Origin of the sequence: Bacillus sp. NEAU-242-2 (assembly GCF_027853835.1) — a bacterium.
Taxonomy (GTDB): Bacteria; Bacillota; Bacilli; order Bacillales; family Bacillaceae; genus Bacillus; species Bacillus velezensis.
Genome location: NZ_JAPNNY010000004.1, coordinates 194,977 through 214,310, shown reverse-complemented (window position 1 = coordinate 214,310; position 19,334 = coordinate 194,977). Strand labels below are relative to the sequence as shown.

The 19,334-nt window shown below is 47.5% G+C and carries 21 protein-coding genes; 20 read left to right on the top strand and 1 reads right to left on the bottom strand.

Translation table 11 applies throughout. The annotated features are described in order from the left end of the window. Positions 1–81: 81 nt before the first annotated feature. From trpE to OWN49_RS14320, 18 genes are all read left to right on the top strand, one after another. The gene (gene trpE, locus OWN49_RS14405) at positions 82–1,629 is read left to right on the top strand and encodes an anthranilate synthase component I (protein WP_176283403.1); all 1,548 of its coding nucleotides are present in this window, start codon (positions 82–84) and stop codon (positions 1,627–1,629) included. Continuing rightward, positions 1,601–2,617: an anthranilate phosphoribosyltransferase gene (gene trpD / locus OWN49_RS14400; RefSeq protein ID WP_176283402.1), complete on the top strand. Its 1,017-nt coding sequence runs from the start codon at positions 1,601–1,603 to the stop codon at positions 2,615–2,617. The genes trpE and trpD overlap by 29 nt, the downstream gene beginning before the upstream one ends. Beyond that, complete coding sequence (gene trpC / locus OWN49_RS14395; protein WP_102422757.1) at positions 2,610–3,362, top strand: indole-3-glycerol phosphate synthase TrpC; 753 nt, start codon at positions 2,610–2,612, stop codon at positions 3,360–3,362. The genes trpD and trpC overlap by 8 nt, the downstream gene beginning before the upstream one ends. 4 nt (positions 3,363–3,366) lie before the next feature. Continuing rightward, the gene (locus tag OWN49_RS14390) at positions 3,367–4,020 is read left to right on the top strand and encodes a phosphoribosylanthranilate isomerase (protein ID WP_102422758.1); all 654 of its coding nucleotides are present in this window, start codon (positions 3,367–3,369) and stop codon (positions 4,018–4,020) included. Beyond that, the gene (gene trpB, locus OWN49_RS14385; RefSeq protein WP_176283401.1) at positions 4,001–5,203 is read left to right on the top strand and encodes a tryptophan synthase subunit beta; all 1,203 of its coding nucleotides are present in this window, start codon (positions 4,001–4,003) and stop codon (positions 5,201–5,203) included. Before OWN49_RS14390 ends, trpB begins: the two co-directional genes overlap by 20 nt. Next, the gene (trpA, locus tag OWN49_RS14380; protein WP_176283400.1) at positions 5,196–5,993 is read left to right on the top strand and encodes a tryptophan synthase subunit alpha; all 798 of its coding nucleotides are present in this window, start codon (positions 5,196–5,198) and stop codon (positions 5,991–5,993) included. Before trpB ends, trpA begins: the two co-directional genes overlap by 8 nt. An 11-nt stretch (positions 5,994–6,004) precedes the next feature. Next, positions 6,005–7,087 carry a histidinol-phosphate transaminase gene (gene hisC, locus OWN49_RS14375; RefSeq protein ID WP_077722520.1) on the top strand — a complete coding sequence of 361 codons (1,083 nt, stop codon included), beginning with the start codon at positions 6,005–6,007 and terminating at the stop codon, positions 7,085–7,087. Positions 7,088–7,138: 51 nt separating this feature from the next. Continuing rightward, positions 7,139–8,254 (top strand): prephenate dehydrogenase, encoded by a 1,116-nt coding sequence (locus tag OWN49_RS14370; protein WP_071392574.1) that lies wholly within the window; start codon positions 7,139–7,141, stop codon positions 8,252–8,254. An 11-nt stretch (positions 8,255–8,265) separates the two neighbouring features. Then, on the top strand, positions 8,266–9,552 hold the full coding sequence (aroA, locus tag OWN49_RS14365; protein WP_176283399.1) for a 3-phosphoshikimate 1-carboxyvinyltransferase: 1,287 nt from the start codon (positions 8,266–8,268) through the stop codon (positions 9,550–9,552). A 318-nt stretch (positions 9,553–9,870) separates the two neighbouring features. Further along, positions 9,871–11,142 carry a tetratricopeptide repeat protein gene (locus OWN49_RS14360; protein WP_070082030.1) on the top strand — a complete coding sequence of 424 codons (1,272 nt, stop codon included), beginning with the start codon at positions 9,871–9,873 and terminating at the stop codon, positions 11,140–11,142. A 73-nt stretch (positions 11,143–11,215) separates the two neighbouring features. Beyond that, positions 11,216–11,755, top strand: coding sequence for a ReoY family proteolytic degradation factor (locus tag OWN49_RS14355; protein ID WP_003153482.1), 540 nt, complete (start codon positions 11,216–11,218; stop codon positions 11,753–11,755). A 54-nt stretch (positions 11,756–11,809) separates the two neighbouring features. Next, on the top strand, positions 11,810–12,256 hold the full coding sequence (locus tag OWN49_RS14350) for a YpiF family protein (RefSeq protein ID WP_003153483.1): 447 nt from the start codon (positions 11,810–11,812) through the stop codon (positions 12,254–12,256). A 137-nt stretch (positions 12,257–12,393) separates the two neighbouring features. After that, entirely contained in the window at positions 12,394–12,897 is a 504-nt protein-coding gene (locus OWN49_RS14345) for a ubiquinol-cytochrome c reductase iron-sulfur subunit (protein WP_003153484.1), read from the top strand. 1 nt (position 12,898) lies between these two features. After that, positions 12,899–13,573, top strand: coding sequence for a menaquinol-cytochrome c reductase cytochrome b subunit (gene qcrB / locus OWN49_RS14340; protein ID WP_003153485.1), 675 nt, complete (start codon positions 12,899–12,901; stop codon positions 13,571–13,573). A gap of 31 nt (positions 13,574–13,604) precedes the next feature. Beyond that, positions 13,605–14,372, top strand: coding sequence for a menaquinol-cytochrome c reductase cytochrome b/c subunit (locus OWN49_RS14335; protein ID WP_003153486.1), 768 nt, complete (start codon positions 13,605–13,607; stop codon positions 14,370–14,372). 107 nt (positions 14,373–14,479) lie between these two features. After that, on the top strand, positions 14,480–15,073 hold the full coding sequence (locus tag OWN49_RS14330) for a DUF1405 domain-containing protein (RefSeq protein WP_173613007.1): 594 nt from the start codon (positions 14,480–14,482) through the stop codon (positions 15,071–15,073). A gap of 67 nt (positions 15,074–15,140) precedes the next feature. Then, entirely contained in the window at positions 15,141–15,923 is a 783-nt protein-coding gene (gene ypjB, locus OWN49_RS14325) for a sporulation protein YpjB (RefSeq protein WP_017418030.1), read from the top strand. Positions 15,924–15,952: 29 nt separating this feature from the next. Continuing rightward, a complete protein-coding gene (locus OWN49_RS14320; protein ID WP_077722516.1) occupies positions 15,953–17,128 on the top strand; it encodes an oxalate decarboxylase family bicupin in 1,176 nt (391 codons plus the stop codon). 23 nt (positions 17,129–17,151) lie between these two features. Here OWN49_RS14320 and OWN49_RS14315 read toward each other — a convergent pair whose 3' ends face one another. Then, positions 17,152–18,024 (bottom strand): YitT family protein, encoded by an 873-nt coding sequence (locus OWN49_RS14315; RefSeq protein ID WP_003153493.1) that lies wholly within the window; start codon positions 18,022–18,024, stop codon positions 17,152–17,154. A gap of 142 nt (positions 18,025–18,166) precedes the next feature. Between OWN49_RS14315 and OWN49_RS14310 the strand changes: the two genes are divergently transcribed. Together OWN49_RS14310 and dapB are read left to right on the top strand one after the other, a co-directional pair. Then, positions 18,167–18,502, top strand: a complete 336-nt coding sequence (locus tag OWN49_RS14310; RefSeq protein WP_003153495.1) for a nucleotide pyrophosphohydrolase — start codon at positions 18,167–18,169, stop codon at positions 18,500–18,502. An 8-nt stretch (positions 18,503–18,510) separates the two neighbouring features. Beyond that, positions 18,511–19,314, top strand: coding sequence for a 4-hydroxy-tetrahydrodipicolinate reductase (gene dapB, locus OWN49_RS14305; RefSeq protein WP_003153497.1), 804 nt, complete (start codon positions 18,511–18,513; stop codon positions 19,312–19,314). Positions 19,315–19,334: the final 20 nt, after the last annotated feature.

Sequence of the window (19,334 nt, the reverse complement as noted above, 5' to 3'; positions counted from 1 at the left end):
GCCTTTCTTTTGGGTTTATTTCTTATACGCAAGACTCCTCTCACTCTTCATCTCATTCTCCTTACCGTAAGGAGGAGAATCATGAATTTACAATCGGATGTTTCTTTATTTTTAAAGGACAGTCTGACACACCGCACCATTCCAATCGCAGAGACTTTTACGGTCGACACGATCACACCCATTCAGATGGTTGAAAAACTGGACAGAAACATTACGTATCTTTTAGAAAGCAAGGATGAGTCGTCAAGCTGGTCGAGATACTCTTTTATCGGCCTTGATCCTTTTATCACGATTAAGGAGAGTCATCACACATTCACTGCCGCTGATCCAAACGGGCATACGCTGTTTGAAGCCGGAGAATTAAAAGCCGTGCTTGATTGGATGAATGAAAGCTTCCGCATTAAAACACCCGAGCTTGATATCCCGTTTTCGGGAGGGGCCGTCGGTTATCTGAGCTATGACATGATTCCTTTGATTGAGCCTTCCGTGCCGAGCCACGCGAAAGAAACAGATTTCGAAAAATGCATGCTGTTTGTCTGCCGGAAAATCATCGCGTACGATCACGAAACGAAACAAGTGCATTTTATTCAATATGCGGCGCTTAACGGCCGGGAGACGGAGGAAAAAAAGCGGGCCGTTTTTAAAGAAAATTGCGCGGAGCTTCGTAAGCTTATCGGTATTTTGACAGAACCGAAAGATATGAAAGAGCCGTTTTTTTCTAAAGAAACATTTGACACGCCAAGTTTTGCCGATGTGACATCCAATTATACGAAAGAAGAGTTTATGGCCGGCGTCGATAAACTGAAAGAATATATAAAAGCCGGAGACATTTTTCAAGGGGTGCTTTCGCAAAAGTTTGACATTCCGATATCCAGACATTCATTTGAGCTGTACAGGGTGCTCCGCATCGTCAATCCTTCACCTTATATGTACTATATCAAACTGCCTGACAGAGACATTGTCGGGAGTTCGCCAGAACGTCTGATCCGCGTGCATGACAGGCACTTGGAAATTCATCCGATTGCCGGAACGAGAAGAAGGGGCGCCGGAAAAGAAGAGGACGATCGCCTGAAAAAAGAGCTGATGAATGACGAAAAAGAAAAAGCTGAACATTACATGCTCGTCGATCTTGCGCGCAATGACATCGGCAGAGTTGCGGAGTACGGTTCCGTAGCCGTTCCGGAATTCACAAAGGTCGTTTCTTTTTCACATGTGATGCACATCATCTCTGTTGTAACCGGCCGTTTAAAACAGGGCGTCCATCCGGTTGATGCGCTGATGTCGGCGTTCCCGGCAGGAACACTCTCGGGCGCTCCGAAAATCCGCGCGATGCAGCTTTTAAATGAATTAGAACCGACTTCCAGAGAAACCTACGGCGGATGTATTGCGTATATCGGATTTGACGGGTCAATTGATTCGTGTATCACCATCCGCACCATGAGTATCAAAAACGGTACGGCGTCGGTGCAGGCGGGCGCGGGAATAGTCGCTGATTCGGTCCCGGAAGCCGAATATGAAGAGAGCTGTAACAAAGCGGGGGCGCTTTTAAAAACGATTCAAATCGCAGAAGACATCTTTTCTGGCGGGGAGGAGAAGATGGATGAACAAATTTCTGCAATCGTGCGTTAATGGCCGCACACTGAAAACCGGAGAAGCCGAAAAGCTGATGGAGATGATGATGAACGGGGACATGTCGCAGTCTGAGATCGGCGGGATTTTATCGGTATTAGCCCACCGGGGTGAAACGGCGGAGGAGCTTGCCGGATTTGTAAAAGTGATGCGGGCGCGGGCACAGACGGCGGGTGGCTTGGCGGATGTCGTTGATACGTGCGGAACAGGCGGAGACGGGATTTCTACGTTTAACATATCCACGGCAGCGGCGATTACAGCTTCTGCCGCCGGAGCTAAAGTTGCCAAGCACGGAAATCGCTCCGTTTCGTCTAAAAGCGGCAGCGCGGATGTGCTGGAAAAGCTGGGGGTTTCCATTCAAGCCACTCCAGAAAGCGTCAAACGCAGCATTGAAATGAAACAAATGGGTTTTTTGTTTGCGCCGCTGTTTCATTCGTCAATGAAGCACGTCGCCGCCGCAAGAAAAGAGCTTGGCTTCCGAACCGTATTTAATCTGCTGGGCCCGCTCAGCAACCCGCTGCAGGTGAAGCGGCAGGTGATCGGCGTCTATTCATTTGATAAAGCGCGCCTGATGGCAAGCGCTTTGGAACAATTTGATGTCAGACACGTCATGCTTGTGTCGGCGCGTGACGGATTAGATGAACTGTCCATCACAGCACCGACCGATATCATTGAACTGAAAAACGGTGAACGTCTGGAATATTCCGTTTCACCTGAACAATTCGGTTTTGCAGAAGGTTCATTGAAGGATATTCAAGTGAGTTCATCGGAAGAAAGCGCGCTTCTCATTCAGAATATTTTTGCAAATAAAGCTCCGTCATCCGCTCTGCATATTACCGCCTTAAATGCGGGCGCGGCCATTTATACGGCAGGTCTTGCAAACGATCTGAAAGAAGGAACGAAAACAGCCTTAGAAGCGATTCAAAACGGAGATGCCAAAAAGCAGCTCGAACGTCTGAAACAGAAAGAGGAAGAAATGTATGCTTGATCAAATCATTCAGCAGAAAAAAGAAGAAATCAAATCCATCGTGCTGCCGGAAACCTGTCAAATTAAACGGAGATCCTTTAAAGAAGCACTCCTGAACCCGAACCGTTTTATCGGGCTGATTGCCGAAGTGAAAAAAGCTTCGCCGTCTAAAGGATTGATTAAAGAGCATTTTGTTCCGGAAACGATTGCGGCAGATTATGAAGCGGCTAAAGCCGACGCCCTTTCGGTTCTCACGGATACCCGTTTTTTTCAGGGGAGAAATCAATTTCTGACAGATGTGAAACAAACCGTGTCTCTTCCCGTGCTGAGAAAAGATTTTATTATTGATTCCCTTCAGGTGGAGGAATCGTTCAGGATCGGCGCCGATGCCATTTTGCTGATCGGGGAAGCGCTGGAACCTTCAGAGCTTTATGAGCTTTATCTGGAAGCCCGCGAGAAGGGCATGGACGTTCTCGTTGAAGTCCATGGTGAAACTGTGCTTGAACGGATTTTACAAGTGTTTCAGCCGGACATTCTCGGCATAAACAACCGGGACTTAAAAACGTTCCGTACTTCTGTTACGCAAACGGAAAAAATAGCGCAGCTTGTACCGGACGGCTGCCTGCTGGTCAGTGAAAGCGGCATCGGTTCTTTGGCTGACCTGCAATTCGTCAACAAGCACGGGGCGCAGGCTGTATTGGTCGGAGAATCCTTAATGAGAGAGGATTCACAGCAAAAGGCGATCCGCGGACTGTTCGGGGAGTGACGATATGAAAAAGCCTGAGTTAAAGTACTGCGGAATACGATCGAAGCGTGATTATGAACTTGCGGCAGCTTCAGAAGCGGATTATCTGGGATTTATTTTTGCCCCAAGCAAACGGAGAGTAACGCCGGATGAGGTCCGGAAATGGAAAGAGCAGGTCTGGACAGAAAAGAAACATGTCGGAGTATTTGTAAATGAAACGATAGAAAACATCGGGCAAATTGCCTCTGATCTGGCACTTGACGTCATCCAGCTTCACGGTGATGAATCGCCTGAGGATGCCCTCCGTCTCCGTCCGCTTGTGAGCTCGGAAATATGGAAAGCGCTCCATCACGGGGAAGGGACGCTCCGTCAGATGGCTCAATTTGCACCTGCTGTCGACGGCTATGTCATTGATTCTTCAGTGACAGGAATGAGAGGCGGGACGGGAATCGCGTTTTCATGGGCCCGTGTCCCCTTGTACCGAAAGCAGGCTCAAAATGCAAGCAAGCGCTGTTTTATTGCGGGCGGTGTTAATCCTGAGACGATTACCGGCTTACTGAGATCGCGTCCGTGCGGTATAGATCTTGCCAGCGGAATTGAAAAAAACGGACACAAGGATCAAACACTGATCCGGCTTTTAGAAGAAAGGATGAACCACTATGTATCCATATCCAAATGAAATCGGAAGATACGGCGAATTCGGCGGCAAATTTGTCCCTGAAACATTGATGCGGCCCCTTGAGGAAATCGAAACGGCTTTCACAGAATTAAAGAATGATCCCGTTTTTCATGCCGAATATCAAAAACTATTGTTTGATTACTCCGGAAGACCGACTGCATTAACGTTCGCAGACAGGGTGTCAGAGTATTTGGGAGGGGCGAAAATCTATCTGAAAAGAGAAGATTTAAACCATACCGGCTCTCATAAAATTAACAACGCGTTAGGCCAGATTCTGCTTGCTAAAAAGATGGGCAAAACGAAAATCATCGCCGAAACCGGCGCGGGACAGCACGGTGTGGCTGCGGCGACAGCCGCCGCAAAATTCGGTTTTAAATGTACGGTTTTTATGGGTGAAGAAGACGTTGCGCGCCAGTCGCTGAACGTATTCCGGATGAAACTGCTCGGCGCGGAAGTGGTGCCGGTCACAAGCGGCAACGGCACGCTGAAAGATGCGACGAATGAGGCAATCAGGTATTGGGTCCAGCATTGTGAAGATCATTTCTATCTTATCGGTTCTGTAGTGGGTCCGCACCCGTATCCGTATATCGTTCGCGAATTTCAGAAAATCATCGGCGAGGAAGCGAAAGAACAGCTCCGCCGGGTTGAAGGAACGCTCCCGGATAAGGTTGTTGCATGTGTCGGCGGCGGAAGCAATGCGATGGGCATATTTCAGGCCTTTTTAGACGAAGATATTGAGCTGATCGGCGCCGAGGCGGCCGGAAAAGGGATTGATACGCCGCTGCATGCGGCAACGATCGCAAAAGGGACGCTCGGGGTGATTCACGGATCAATGACCTATTTAATACAAGATAAATACGGGCAGATTATCGAACCGTATTCCATTTCAGCCGGCCTTGATTACCCGGGGATCGGCCCTGAGCACGCCTATCTGCACAAAAGTGGCCGTGTAACGTACGAAAGCGTGACAGACGATGAAGCGATTGCCGCGTTACGCCTGCTTTCTGAAACAGAAGGTATTCTTCCGGCTATTGAATCTGCCCACGCCCTGGCAAAAGCGTTTGAAATGGCAAAGGACATGGATAAAGACAAAATCATTCTCGTCAGTTTGTCGGGAAGAGGAGATAAAGACGTTCATACGCTGATGAATGTTTTGGAAAACGGGGTGGAGACACATGTTTAATCTGCGAGGTTCTGAAAAATTGTTTATCCCTTTTATCACAGCGGGCGATCCGCTTCCTGACATTTCTGTTGAACTGGCAATTTCATTGCAGAATGCAGGCGCTTCTGCCCTTGAAATCGGCGTTCCTTACACAGATCCGCTTGCGGACGGACCCGTCATACAACGGGCTTCAAAACGGGCTCTGGAAAACGGAATGAATATCGTAAAAGCCATTGAACTTGGCGGCAAAATGAAAAAAAACGGCGTTCATATTCCAATTATCCTCTTTACGTATTATAATCCTGTGTTACAATTAGAAAAAGAATACTTTTTCGCTTTACTGCGGGAAAACGACATAGACGGTCTGCTTGTTCCGGATCTTCCGTTAGAGGAAAGCGCCCTTTTGCAAATGACATGCAAAAAGGAGAACATCGCTTATATCTCACTGGTTGCGCCGACAAGTGAAGACCGTTTGAAAATAATTACTGAACAGGCCTGCGGCTTTGTGTATTGTGTATCCTCTTTAGGAGTGACGGGCGTACGCAGCGAATTCGATCCTTCTGTATACTCTTTCATCCGTAAGGTGAAAGAATTCAGCTCTGTTCCGGTGGCGGTCGGTTTTGGCATTTCAAACCGCAAACAGGTTGACGGGATGAATGAAATATCTGACGGTGTCGTTGTCGGCAGCGCGCTTGTCAAAAAAGTTGAAGAGCTTAAAACAAAGCTTGTGAATCCCGGCACAAGAGCTGATGCGCTTCTTGAATTTGAAGAATACGCAAAGACGTTCGGACGACTGTACAGTGTAAAATGAGGTGACTGGATTTGCAGATTAAAGAACAGCTGCGGCAGCTGAAACCGTATCAGCCGGGCAAACCAATAGAAGAAGTGAAAATGGAATACGGGCTTGAAAAAGTAGTAAAACTCGCTTCTAACGAAAATCCGTTCGGCTGTTCACAGGCCGCAAAAGATGCGCTGCATCGGGAGATTGAGCAGCTTGCGCTGTATCCCGACGGTTACAGTGCCGCTTTGAGAACGCGGCTCAGTGAGCATCTGCAGGTCAGTGAATCTTCGATCATTTTCGGCAACGGCTCTGATGAGCTAGTGCAGATTATCTGCCGTTCTTTATTAAATGATCAGGCAAACACGATTACCGCCGCCCCGACTTTCCCGCAATACAGACACAATGCGGTGATTGAAGGCGCTGAGGTGCGCGAGGTGCCGCTCCGCAGTGACGGCGCTCATGATTTGGACCGGATGCTGGAAGCAATTGACGGCGAGACGAAAGTCATATGGGTATGCAGCCCCAATAATCCGACGGGGACATATACTTCTGAGCAAGAGCTAATTGCCTTTTTAAACAGAGTTCCCGAGCATATACTCGTTGTCCTTGATGAAGCGTACTACGAGTATGTTACGGCGGAAGATTACCCAGAAAGCATTCCGCTTTTAAAGCAATATCCGAATGTCATGATCCTCCGCACCTTCTCTAAAGCGTACGGACTTGCCGCGCTGCGCGTCGGATACGGCATTGCGGACGAAGCGCTGATCCGCCAGATTGAACCGGCGAGAGAGCCGTTCAATACGAGCAGAATCGGTCAGGCTTCGGCACTGGCAGCGCTTGACGACCAGACATTTATCCAGGAATGCGTCGAGAAAAATAAAGCCGGCCTTAAGCAGTATTATGATTTTGCGGAAACTCACGGATTAACTTGTTATCCTTCACAAACCAACTTTGTGCTCATTGATTTTAACCGTCCGGCGGATGAACTGTTCCAAGCCCTGTTGGAAAAAGGATATATCGTCCGCTCAGGACAGGCGCTCGGATTTCCGACAGCGTTAAGGATTACGGTCGGTACGAAAGAGCAGAATGAGGAAATTCTCACAATTTTAGCTGAAATATTATAAGAGGTGATCAAGCATCACCTCTTTGCTCTATTAAAATAGATGAAAAAGGAAATGAGTGAAATGAAGGATACCATATTGCTTGCGGGGATCGGACTGATCGGCGGATCGATCGCACTGGCCATCAAAAAGGAGCATCCGCATAAACGGATTATCGGTGTGGATATTTCGGAAGAACAGCTCACTGCCGCGCTGAAGCTCGGAATTATTGACGAGCGGGCCGGCTCATTGACGGAAGGGGCGCAGCAAGCGTCTGTTGTCATTATCGCCACGCCTGTCGCCCAAACGCTGAAAATGCTCGATATGCTGGCCGCATCAGACATCACCCATGAACTCCTGATTACGGATGTGGGCAGCACGAAACAGAAAGTCGTCAGCTACGCCGACAAAGTGCTTCCGGCTCACTATCAATTTGTCGGCGGCCATCCGATGGCGGGATCTCATAAATCCGGGGCCGCTGCGGCGAAAGAATTTTTATTCGAAAATGCGTTTTACATTTTAACACCCGGAAAATCAACTTCTAAAGAGTCAGTAACGCATCTGAAGGAACTCTTGAAAGCGGCAAACGCCCACTTTGTGGAGATGACTCCCGAGGAGCATGACGGCGTAACGAGCGTTATCAGCCATTTCCCTCATATCGTTGCTGCAAGCCTCGTCCATCAGGCTCATCATTCTGAAGAAGATTATCCGTTTTTGAAGCGTTTCGCAGCCGGCGGTTTTCGGGACATCACCAGAATCGCCTCAAGCAGTCCGGCGATGTGGAGAGACATACTTCTTCATAACAAAGATAAACTGCTTGACCGCTTCAAAGAATGGAAACGGGAGATTGACACGATCGAATCTTATGTAGAAAATGAAGATGCGGACAGCCTGTTCGGATATTTTAAAAAAGCGAAAGATTATCGCGACGGTCTGCCGCTCCGTCAAAAAGGAGCGATCCCGTCCTTTTATGACCTTTATGTCGATGTTCCTGATCATCCGGGGGTCATTTCGGAAATTACGGCGATACTGGCAGAAGAAAAAATCAGTATCACCAACATCCGCATTATCGAAACAAGAGAAGATATTAACGGAATTCTCAGAATCAGTTTCCAGACTGATGATGACCGGAAGCGCGCGGAAACCTGCATTCAATCCCGCGCCAAATATGACACATTTTACGCTGACTGAGGTGGAAAACATTGAAAAGAGAAAAAGTGACGTCTTTAAACGGTGAAATTCATATTCCGGGGGATAAATCCATCTCCCACCGTTCTGTTATGTTCGGAGCGCTTGCGGAAGGAACGACAACGGTAAAAAACTTTTTGCCCGGAGCCGATTGTCTGAGCACCATTGCCTGCTTCAGAAAAATGGGTGTCTCCATTGAACAAAACGGAAGTGATGTAACGATATACGGAAAGGGCATTGACGCACTTTGTGAGCCTGACAGCCTTCTTGATGTCGGGAATTCCGGCACGACCATCCGCCTGATGCTCGGCATTTTAGCCGGACGCCCATTTCACAGTACGGTAGCGGGCGACGAAAGTATTGCAAAGCGCCCGATGAAGAGGGTGACGGAGCCTTTAAAACAGATGGGAGCCGCGATTGACGGAAGAGCGGACGGAGGGTTTACACCTTTATCCGTAAGAGGCGGACAATTGAAAGGCATTGATTACGTCTCCCCTGTTGCAAGCGCGCAGATCAAATCTGCCGTGCTGCTTGCCGGATTGCAGGCTGAAGGGAAGACGACCGTCACTGAGCCCCATAAATCAAGAGACCATACGGAACGGATGCTGAACGCTTTTGGCGTCGAGCTTGCGGAAACGGAGACGAGCGCTTCCGTAACGGGCGGTCAGAAGCTTCGGGGAGCCGATATTTTCGTGCCCGGCGATATTTCTTCAGCGGCCTTTTTCCTCGCGGCAGGCGCTGTCGTTCCCGGAAGCCGGATTGTGCTGAAAAACGTCGGCCTGAACCCGACACGCACGGGGATGATTGATGTCTTAAAGCAAATGGGGGCTTCACTTGAAGTGATTCCTTCAGAAGCGGACAGCGCAGAGCCTTACGGAGACCTGGTTATTGAAACCTCAGCTCTGAAAGCGGCAGAAATCGGCGGAGAAATCATTCCCCGTTTAATTGACGAGATCCCGATTATCGCCCTTTTGGCAACGCAGGCTGAAGGCACAACTGTCATTAAAGACGCTGCGGAGCTGAAGGTGAAGGAAACGAACCGGATCGACACCGTCGTATCAGAGCTCCGGAAAATCGGCGCAGACATTGAACCGACTGAAGACGGCATGAAAATACACGGCAAAAAAACGCTTGCGGGCGGAGCCGAAGTGTCAAGCCACGGCGACCACCGCATCGGCATGATGCTCGGTATCGCTTCATGCCTGACAGAAGAGCCGATTGACATCCGTGATACAGAGGCGATCCATGTCTCATATCCGACATTTTTTGAGCATTTAGATCAATTAGCCAAAAAAGCCTGAAGACTGTTCTTCGGGCTTTTTTCTTCATGTGTCATAAAATCTTGGGCTTTGACATAGCTTGTCTTAAACAGAAAAATAACAGAAAGGGGGAATGCGTTTTCGTTACAGAAACAGCCGGAACAAATTGCGCTGTTTGCGTATAAAGATGCCGCCCCCTTTTTTGCCGTTTTCCTCTTAACCATTTTCTGATAAACTATAATGCCGGGTGAAGCATCTTATTTGCGGGCAGGCCCTGTCTGAATTATGATAAGAATAACCCGAATAAAAACCCTTTTCATTTGGTTGATGAGGTATAGGAAAAGAAAGGACCGGTCTGATTTGAATACATTGATTCAAGAAGCCATAAAATTAGTTGAAGCAGGTGAAACCGAAAAGGGACTCAAAGCGCTTTCAAAAGCTGAAACAGAGCTTCATGACGAAGACAAAGCCATTGCAGCCCAGCTCTACTATGAATGGGGAAACGCCGAAAAAGCGTTAGCGCTGATCAGTGATCTGCATGACCTTTATCCGGATGAGTCTGAGCTGACGAATTTTTACGCCGAATTGTTAATAGATATTGATGAAGAAGAAAAAGCTCTTGAGGTGCTGGAGACGATTTCTCCGGAAGATCCGTCTTACGCGGAAAGCCTTCTTTTAATGGCTGATCTGTATCAGATGCAGGGCTTATTTGAAGTAAGTGAGCAAAAGCTGTTACAGGCGAAAGCAATGTTACAAGATGAACCAGTTATTGATTTCGCTCTGGGGGAATTATACTTCACTCAGGGATCATACGCAAAAGCCGTTCCTTACTATGAAGAGACGGCAAAAGAACGGCACGAAATCGGCGGCGTAAATGTTCATCAGAGGCTGGCTGAGTCATTGAGCGCGGCGGGTGAATTTGAGGAAGCGATTTCATGGTATGAAAAAGCGGCGGCAGAACATACAGAACCGAATACGATTTTCGGGTACGGGTTCACAGCCTATCAGGCGGGAATGGTCAAAACAGCCATCAAGCAGCTGTCTGATTTAAAAGGGCTTGATCCTTCCTATTCATCGCTTTATATGCCGCTTGCAAAAAGCTACGAGGCAGAAGGCATGTATGAAGATGCATTAAAAACCGCTAAAGAAGGTATTACTTACGATGAATACAATAAAGAGCTTTTTCTCTATGCGGCGAAAATGGCGTTAAAGCTCGGCAGCGAAGAGGAAGGCAAAAAGCTTCTTCAGGAAGCGCTGGCGCTCGATCCGGGTTACGTGGAAGCGCTCCATACGCTTTTAGCCGTCTATCATAAAGAAGAAAGCTTTGAAGAGATTATTGATCTGATTCAGGAAGTCCGCGGCTACGGGGAAGAAGATCCGAAATACAATTGGTATTTGGCGGGGGCCTATACAGGCCTTGAGCAATACGCTGAAGCGAAAAAAAGCTTCGAAGCTGCGTATCTCCATTATCAGGATGATCGGGATTTCTTATATGAATACGCTCACTTCTTATTGGAAGAGGGTCTCCAGAAAGAAGCGCTGCCGCTTTTAAAACAAGTGCTTTCAATGGATGGAATAAACGAAGAGCTTGAAGAAACAATCTTACGGATAGAGGATGAATTTTTAAGATAAGCAGGATTTTGGACCATGCTTGCTGAATGTATAAGTGATGTCAGATTATACGATCGATAGAGGAGGGAATTACATGCAGACCCCTGTTTCTGTCAATGAAAAAAAGGATTTTATCCGTTGGTTTTTAAATCATTATCAGCTTAAACGCCGGGAGTGCGTCTGGATTTTAAATTATTTAATGAGTCATGATTCATTAATGGAAAAAGTCCATTTTGTAGAACAAGCCGAATTTTGCCCGAGAGGCATTATCATGTCTACTCATTGCGTTGATGAGGTGCCGTTTAGGTTTTACAAAGAAAATGTCATGACTACGGACGCGGAAAAATCTTTTCACGACATCCGGTTAAATAAACAGCAGGATTTATTTATCCAGCTGAATTTCCGTTCGGCCTACAGCTCACCGGAATATGCCGCTGTTCTTGAATCAAATCCGCATCTGCCGAAAGACCTGTTTGAAAATAAACAGGATCAGGGGATGGCTGAAAAAATATTAGAACATGCCATTTCCACTTTCCAGCGGGAAAAGCTGCTTAAAGATATCGACGAGGCGCTGGACCGCCACGACAAAGAAACATTTGAAAAGCTTTCCCGCCAATTGAATCAGCTCACATAAATGACAGCCTTGCAGAATATGCAAGGCTTGTTGCGTAAAGAGGAGGAACGAGACATGAGATGGAGAGCCGCTGATGCCGATGCCTATTTACAATCTGCGGATTACATTGATACCGCTGTCATTCCGTTAATTTCCATAACGTCTTCAGGAGGCTTAAAAGAGGCCGTTGAACAGGGGGAAAGCACCCAATTGCTTTCTGAAGAGCTTGAGCGCCAATTGAAGGGACGGGTATATTTATTCCCCTCTTATACATATGTTGATATAGACCAATCACAAATCGCCCTGCTTCAAAAACTCAAAGAAGAGGTGATGACCAACTTCCGGCACGCCTTGTTCCTGACGGCAGACGAAAAATGGAAGGATTCTGAAATAGGGTCTGATGTCATATACATACCTGCCGTCCCGTTTGAACATATGAAAGACTCTTTAAAGAGAAAAATTGCGGATGACAAGTGCGGAGAAATTTTGAACGTTTTGTTACAGAAGTGGAACAATTCTTAAAAACTCCAGGCATCCTGCAAAACACCCGTTTTGCCTCTGTTGACCTTGCTGAAAGATTCATATATTATGAGGGTGTCAAATCTCAGAATTATTTTCTATTTTAGTTAATTTTTGGTCAATCTTTAGGGGGGGAAGAGATGGGCGGAAAACAAGATATATCAAGAAGACAATTTTTAAACTATGCGCTCACCGGCGTGGGGGGATTTATGGCCGCCAGTGCGCTTATGCCTATGGTCCGTTTTGCGCTGGATCCGGTATTAAAACCGACGGGAGATCAAAAAATGGTGCAGGTTGTCAGTGTGGATGAGCTGACGAAGGAGCCGAAGCGGTTTGACTTTAAAATTCATCAAGTCGACGCCTGGTACGAATCGGAAGAATCCAGATCAGCCTGGGTTTACAAGCATGGGGATGAAATTATAGCGCTTTCTCCGATCTGCAAGCATTTAGGCTGCACCGTAAACTGGAACAATGATCCTAAAAATCCGAACAAATTCTTTTGTCCCTGCCATTACGGTCTGTATGAAAAAGACGGCACGAACGTTCCGGGCACGCCGCCGCTCGCGCCTCTTGACCGTTATGAGCAAAAAGTAAAGGACGGCTTTTTGTATCTTGGAAAAGCAAAGCCTAGGGGGGAAGGGTGACATGCTGAATAAAATTTATGACTGGGTGGATGAACGTCTCGATATTACGCCGATGTGGCGGGATATCGCCGACCATGAAGTGCCGGAACATGTAAATCCCGCTCACCATTTCTCGGCTTTTGTCTATTGTTTCGGCGGTTTGACGTTTTTTGTAACCGTTATCCAAGTGCTGTCCGGGATGTTTTTAACGATGTATTATGTGCCGGATATTAAAAACGCGTGGGAATCTGTGTATTATTTGCAGAATGAAGTCGCTTTCGGGCAGATTGTAAGGGGTATGCACCATTGGGGCGCAAGTTTAGTCATCGTGATGATGTTTTTACATACGCTGCGGGTTTTCTTTCAGGGAGCTTATAAAAAGCCTCGGGAATTGAACTGGATCGTCGGTGTTCTGATCTTTTTTGTGATGCTCGGTCTCGGTTTTACAGGGTATCTGCTTCCGTGGGATATGAAGGCGCTGTTTGCGACAAAGGTAGGTCTTCAGATTGCGGAGGCGACGCCCTTGATCGGAGCGCAGGTGAAAACTCTTCTTGCCGGCCACCACGATATTGTCGGCGCTCAAACGCTGACGAGATTTTTTGCGATTCACGTATTTTTTCTCCCTGCCGCTTTGTTTGCGCTCATGGGCGCCCACTTTGTCATGATCCGCAAGCAGGGAATTTCAGGACCGCTTTAATACAAATCTGATATAAAAGGGAGGGGATGACATGCACCGGGGGAAAGGAATGAAGTTTGTAGGAGATTCAAGGATACCGGCTGAAAAAAAACCGAATATACCGAAAGACTATTCAGAGTATCCTGGAAAGACAGAGGCGTTTTGGCCGAACTTCCTGCTGAAAGAATGGATGGTCGGAGCCGTTTTCCTCGTCGGATTTCTCGTTTTAACGATTGTGCACGAGCCGCCTTTAGAACGGGTGGCGGACCCGACGGATACAGGGTATATTCCGCTGCCGGATTGGTATTTTCTATTTTTATACCAGCTTTTAAAATATGAATATGCCGCAGGGAGCTACACCGTTATCGGAGCGATGATTATACCGGGGCTTGCCTTCGGGTCGCTGCTTTTGGCTCCGTTTCTCGACAGGGGGTCTGAAAGAAGGCCGTGGAAGCGTCCGGTTGCCGTCGGGATGATGCTTTTGGCGCTTTGCGCTACGGTCTTTTTAACGTGGCAGTCAGTCGCGACACATGACTGGGCGAAGGCGGAGGAGCAAGGGAAAATTAAAAAAGAAGCCGCCATTGATACTGAATCAGACGGTTATAAGGTATTTAAAGAACAAGGCTGTATTTCCTGTCACGGGGATAATCTTCAAGGGGGAGGCGCCGGTCCGTCCCTGGTCGATAACGGGCTGAGCCCGGAAGAAATTAAAAAAATCGCCGTCAAAGGGAAAGGGCAGATGCCAGCCGGTATTTTTAAAGGGAATGACAAACAGCTTGATCAGCTGGCGAAGTTCATTTCTGAAACGACAGCGAAATAACGTATTGTGAAGAAGACAACAGCAGGATATACTTTTATGAAAAGAGCTGACCGGATGTCAGCTTTTTTTGCATGATACATACTTTTTACGGACTGAGAGTTGATGGTATGAGGTGGATTTCTTATCTTTTAGGGTTGCGCGGCATGCTTCTGCTTGTTCTTGCCGTTAATTTTATCGGTACGGTGTACGGCTATTATTGGTATGTGCCGCAGCTTTTGGACACGCCGTTCCGATTTCTGATATTTGTGCCTGACAGCCCGACGGCGACGTTTTTCTTCCTGTTTGTGCTTCTGGCATTTCTCATGGGAAGAAACGCGCCGCTGTTTGAAGCGCTGGCTCTTGTAACCCTTGTAAAATACGGGCTGTGGGCGGTCGGAATGAATGTCTTTGTGCTGGTCAAAATGGGGCAGATGCCTTGGGAAGGGTACATGCTGATTGCTTCACATTTTGCCATGGCCGTTCAAGGCGTTTTATACAGCCCGTATTTTCGGTTCCGGTTATGGCATCTTGCCGTTGCCGCTGTTTGGACGCTTCATAATGATGTCATTGATTATCTTTTCGGCATGATGCCCCGCTACTCAATGCTCAATGACTATATGCAAGAGATCGGCTATGCTACATTCTGGCTGAGCATATTTTCACTCGGCCTTGCATACTATTTGGTGATTTCCAAAAGACGGATAAAGCTTGACTTACACTGATAGAATCTTGGTCTAACCTTGTCCCGCTCCTCATATTCTGTAAAGAGAAGGAGTGGGAGGGACCTCTATGAAACGAAAGCTGACGATCTGTCTTTTACTTGCTCTTATGTGTTTCATCACAACTGCCAAAGCTGAAGATGAGGGCGGTCTCAAGGAACTGAACGACCTTTCGGATACCGTTTTCCAAATGACGCGGCATTCGCAGTATGATGAGGCTCTGCAAGTGCTTGGCTACTTTAAGAAAAAAATGACACACGTAAACTCACTGAGCGGCGCCGAAGTCAGGCAGGTGACTCTGGGCTTTAATGATTTAGTGCGCGTCCTGAAACAGGCAGACGCCTCAGATACCGAAAAAATCCGGGCAGCCGCCCAGTTCAGGTTGGTAATGGATGCGATGGAAGACCACTCCGATCCGCTGTGGGGTTCGCTTGAAAGACCGATTATGGCGACATTCAGCGCCTTAAAAGAAGATGTCAGCGGAAACGGAAGTGAAAATTTCAATGAAAAGTGGAATGAATTTATATCATTATATGATTTAATTTATCCCAGCCTGACAATGGATGTGTCGGCCGGCCAGCTTGATACGGTGGCGAAACATATCGAGGTGATTGAGCAGGAAGGGTTTCAGCAGATGACAAAAGGAACAAAGCTTGAGCGTCTGACGCTCCTGCAGCAGGATTTAAAGCGGGTTTTTGACAAGGTGGAGCGGGATGACGCTGACCCTTCGCTGCTCTGGGTCATTCTGACAACAGGCGGTATCATTATTACTGCGCTGACATATGTCGGCTACCGAAAATACAGAGCGGAAAAAAAGAAAGAGAAAAAGCGTGAGTATCCTAAGTCTAAATAAACACAAATTGCTGTAAAGGAGCTAAGCCAGTGAAAAAACTCATCCAGCAATTGGCTTCAAAACACCTCCCGCAGCCGATCAGAGGCAGAAAAGGGGCGACTGACGAAGGACCGCGAAACCTCGCGCGTGACTTCCAGAATCCTGACATGCTCGTTCCGCCTTCAACGGATGCAGGAACGGTTCAAAACTTGAAATTCTCATTTTCTGATACGCATATGAGGCTTGAAGACGGCGGATGGTCCAGAGAGGTGACGGTCAGGGAACTGCCGGTATCCAAAAACATCGCGGCGGTGAACATGAGACTGAAACCGGGAGCTGTGCGGGAGCTTCATTGGCATAAAGAAGCCGAATGGGGATATGTGATTAACGGAGGAGTACGTTTAACTGCGGTCGATCAAAATGGGCGGAATTTTATTGATAACGTAAGTGAAGGGAACCTGTGGTATTTTCCTTCCGGCATTCCTCATTCCATTCAAGGATTAGAGCAGGGAAGTGAGTTTTTGCTCGTCTTTGATGACGGCTCTTTTTCAGAAAACAGCACCTTTTCAGTAACGGACTGGTTTGCCCATACCCCGCGCAGCGTGCTGGAGGCGAACTTCGGTGTTCCGGGTTATGAGCTGGCTTACATTCACAAGAAAGAGCGTTACATGTTCCAGCTGGAACCGCCTCCCCCTATTGAGCGGGCAGCAGTTTCTTCCCCGGAAGGCCCCGTTTTGGAGCCATTCAGCTACAAGCTTTCCCGGCAGGAGCCTCTTGTTACCGGCGGGGGAAGAGTAAAGATTGTCGATTCAAAAACGTTTAAGGTGTCAAAAACGATTGCCGCAGCTCTTGTGGAGGTCGAACCCGGAGGCATGAGAGAATTGCATTGGCATCCCAATACGGACGAGTGGCAGTATTATCTTTCAGGAGAAGCGAAAATGACGGTGTTTGCGGCGGAGGGAAGAGCGCGGACATTTAACTATCAAGCGGGTGACGTAGGATATGTTCCTTTTGCAATGGGACATTATGTTCAGAATACCGGTGACACCGTGCTTCGCTTTCTGGAAATCTTCAAAAGCGACCGTTTCGAAGATGTCTCCTTAAACCAATGGCTGGCACTGACGCCGCAGCGCTTTGTCGAGCAGACGCTCAATGTCAGTCCGGCATTCGCCCGCCGATTGAAAAAGAAAAAATCACCGGTTGTCAAATGGAAACACGAACAGTAAAGGCGGCAAAAGCCGCCTTTTTATTATCGTCTGATCGGATTTTTATTTTCATCAAGCGTAAATCCTTCGCCGAGCACATCATGGACGTCGCTTACTGCAACAAAGGCGTGCGGGTCAACGGAAGTGATGACGCTTTTCAAAAGCACAATTTCGTTTTTCGGAACGACGCAGTAAAGAACGTCCCTGTCTTCTTTTGTATATGATCCCTGTCCTTTTAAAACGGTGACGCCGCGCTCCATCTCTTCAATGATTTTTTGCTGGATCAAATCGTTTTTCGAAGAAATAATCGTTGCCCCTTTTGCGGCATAGCCGCCTTCCTGTATAAAATCAATCAATCTCGCAGCGACAAAAACGGCTACAAGCGTGTACATCGCTTCCTTGTAAGAAAGATACGTAAACAAAGAAAGCAGAATGACACAGGCGTCAAAGGCAAACATCGTCCGGCCCATCGGGATTCCGAAAAATTTGTTGATCAGCCTGGCGATGATATCGACCCCGCCCGTCGTGCCGCCGTATTTAAAAATAATGCCGAGACCCGCGCCGATAAAAACACCGGCGAACAAGGCGGCCAGCGCTAAATCATGCGACAGCGGCATATGAATTTCGTAGCGCTGAAAAACACTCAGAAAAACGGAAAGAGAGACGGTGCCGATCAGGGTATAGACAAACATCGTCCGGCCGAGCATACGCCAGCCGATGAAAAAGATAGGAATGTTTAATACCAGGTTGGAAATAGAAGGGCTGATGTGGAATAACGCATATAAAAGCAGCGTAATGCCGGTAAATCCGCCTTCCGCCAAATTGTTCTGCATATTAAAGTGAACCAGTCCGAATGAAAAAACAGCGGCGCCGATTAAAATAAAGCAAATGTTTTTGATTCTGATTTCTCCAAGCATTGCATCAAACCCCTTTTCCTTCCATAAGATTGCGTAAATATTATAGTGGATACAAAAGAAAACAGCAAACTGCCGTTTTTAACATTTGTCAAATGTACTTGAATTAGCTAACATGGAAGAGATGACAGGAGGTATTCGCACAGTGAGTGACAAAACGATGAAAGACTTACAAGCTGAGGTCGATGAATATATCGGCCAATTCAAAGAAGGCTATTTCAGCCCGCTTGCCATGATGGCCCGTCTCACGGAAGAACTGGGCGAACTTGCAAGAGAAGTCAACCATTATTATGGGGAAAAGCCGAAGAAAACGACGGAAAATGAGAAAAGCATGGAAGAGGAAATGGGCGATGTGCTGTTCGTCCTGATCTGCCTCGCCAACTCCCTTGATATTTCATTGGAGGAAGCTCATAACCGCGTCATGCATAAATTTAATACACGTGATAAAGACCGCTGGACTAGAAAAGAAGAAGGAAAGTAGGAGAAACCATGTCAAATGAAACCATTAAAGTCGTCATTGCCGGACCGAGAGGCAGAATGGGCCAGGAGGCCGTAAAACTTGCCGTCCGCACGCCTCATTTTGAGCTTGTCGGCGCTATTGACCATACATACGATCAGCAAACATTGCGGGAAGTGATGTCAGCTGATTCAGACGCTCTTATTTATACGGATATCCGCGCATGTTTCCAAGAAACAAAACCGGATGTGCTGATCGATTTGACAACGCCTGAAATCGGCAAAAAACATACGAAAGCCGCTCTTGAACACGGCGTCCGCCCCGTTGTGGGAACGACCGGATTTTCTGAAGCGGATTTAGAGGAGCTTCAAGCTTTGACTGAAGAAAAAGGAATCGGCGCCATCATCGCTCCGAATTTTGCATTGGGCGCGGTGCTGATGATGAAGTTCTCACAAATGGCCGCCAACTATTTTGAAGATGTAGAAATCATTGAGCTTCATCATGATCAAAAGCTGGATGCCCCGAGCGGAACGGCGCTGAAAACAGCGGAAATGATTTCAAGCGTCCGTACAGAAAAGCAGCAGGGCCATCCTGATGAAAAAGAAATTCTGCCGGGCGCCCGCGGTGCTGAATTAAACGGCATCCGCCTTCACAGCGTGCGTCTGCCGGGCCTTATCGCCCACCAGGAAGTCATGTTCGGCATGGACGGCCAAACGCTGAAACTGCGCCATGACTCCTATAACCGGGCTTCCTTTATGTCAGGAGTGAAGCTGTCAGTGGAGCAAGTGATGAAAATCGACCAGCTTGTATACGGACTCGAAAATATTATCGACTGAATCGGCAAGGGGGAGAACAT

Excerpts from the sequence above, each read along its gene's own strand:
- OWN49_RS14355 (WP_003153482.1), top strand. The coding sequence starts at position 11,216 with ATGCAGACCCCTGTTTCTGTCAATGAAAAAAAGGATTTTATCCGTTGG.
- OWN49_RS14390 (WP_102422758.1), top strand. The coding sequence starts at position 3,367 with ATGAAAAAGCCTGAGTTAAAGTACTGCGGAATACGATCGAAGCGTGAT.
- OWN49_RS14350 (WP_003153483.1), top strand. The coding sequence starts at position 11,810 with ATGAGATGGAGAGCCGCTGATGCCGATGCCTATTTACAATCTGCGGAT.
- trpB (WP_176283401.1), top strand. The coding sequence starts at position 4,001 with ATGTATCCATATCCAAATGAAATCGGAAGATACGGCGAATTCGGCGGC.
- OWN49_RS14370 (WP_071392574.1), top strand. The coding sequence starts at position 7,139 with ATGAGTGAAATGAAGGATACCATATTGCTTGCGGGGATCGGACTGATC.
- ypjB (WP_017418030.1), top strand. The coding sequence starts at position 15,141 with ATGAAACGAAAGCTGACGATCTGTCTTTTACTTGCTCTTATGTGTTTC.
- OWN49_RS14345 (WP_003153484.1), top strand. The coding sequence starts at position 12,394 with ATGGGCGGAAAACAAGATATATCAAGAAGACAATTTTTAAACTATGCG.
- trpD (WP_176283402.1), top strand. The coding sequence starts at position 1,601 with ATGAACAAATTTCTGCAATCGTGCGTTAATGGCCGCACACTGAAAACC.
- OWN49_RS14335 (WP_003153486.1), top strand. The coding sequence starts at position 13,605 with ATGCACCGGGGGAAAGGAATGAAGTTTGTAGGAGATTCAAGGATACCG.
- trpC (WP_102422757.1), top strand. The coding sequence starts at position 2,610 with ATGCTTGATCAAATCATTCAGCAGAAAAAAGAAGAAATCAAATCCATC.
- OWN49_RS14330 (WP_173613007.1), top strand. The coding sequence starts at position 14,480 with ATGAGGTGGATTTCTTATCTTTTAGGGTTGCGCGGCATGCTTCTGCTT.
- qcrB (WP_003153485.1), top strand. The coding sequence starts at position 12,899 with ATGCTGAATAAAATTTATGACTGGGTGGATGAACGTCTCGATATTACG.
- OWN49_RS14315 (WP_003153493.1), bottom strand. The coding sequence starts at position 18,024 with ATGCTTGGAGAAATCAGAATCAAAAACATTTGCTTTATTTTAATCGGC.
- trpE (WP_176283403.1), top strand. The coding sequence starts at position 82 with ATGAATTTACAATCGGATGTTTCTTTATTTTTAAAGGACAGTCTGACA.
- dapB (WP_003153497.1), top strand. The coding sequence starts at position 18,511 with ATGTCAAATGAAACCATTAAAGTCGTCATTGCCGGACCGAGAGGCAGA.
- trpA (WP_176283400.1), top strand. The coding sequence starts at position 5,196 with ATGTTTAATCTGCGAGGTTCTGAAAAATTGTTTATCCCTTTTATCACA.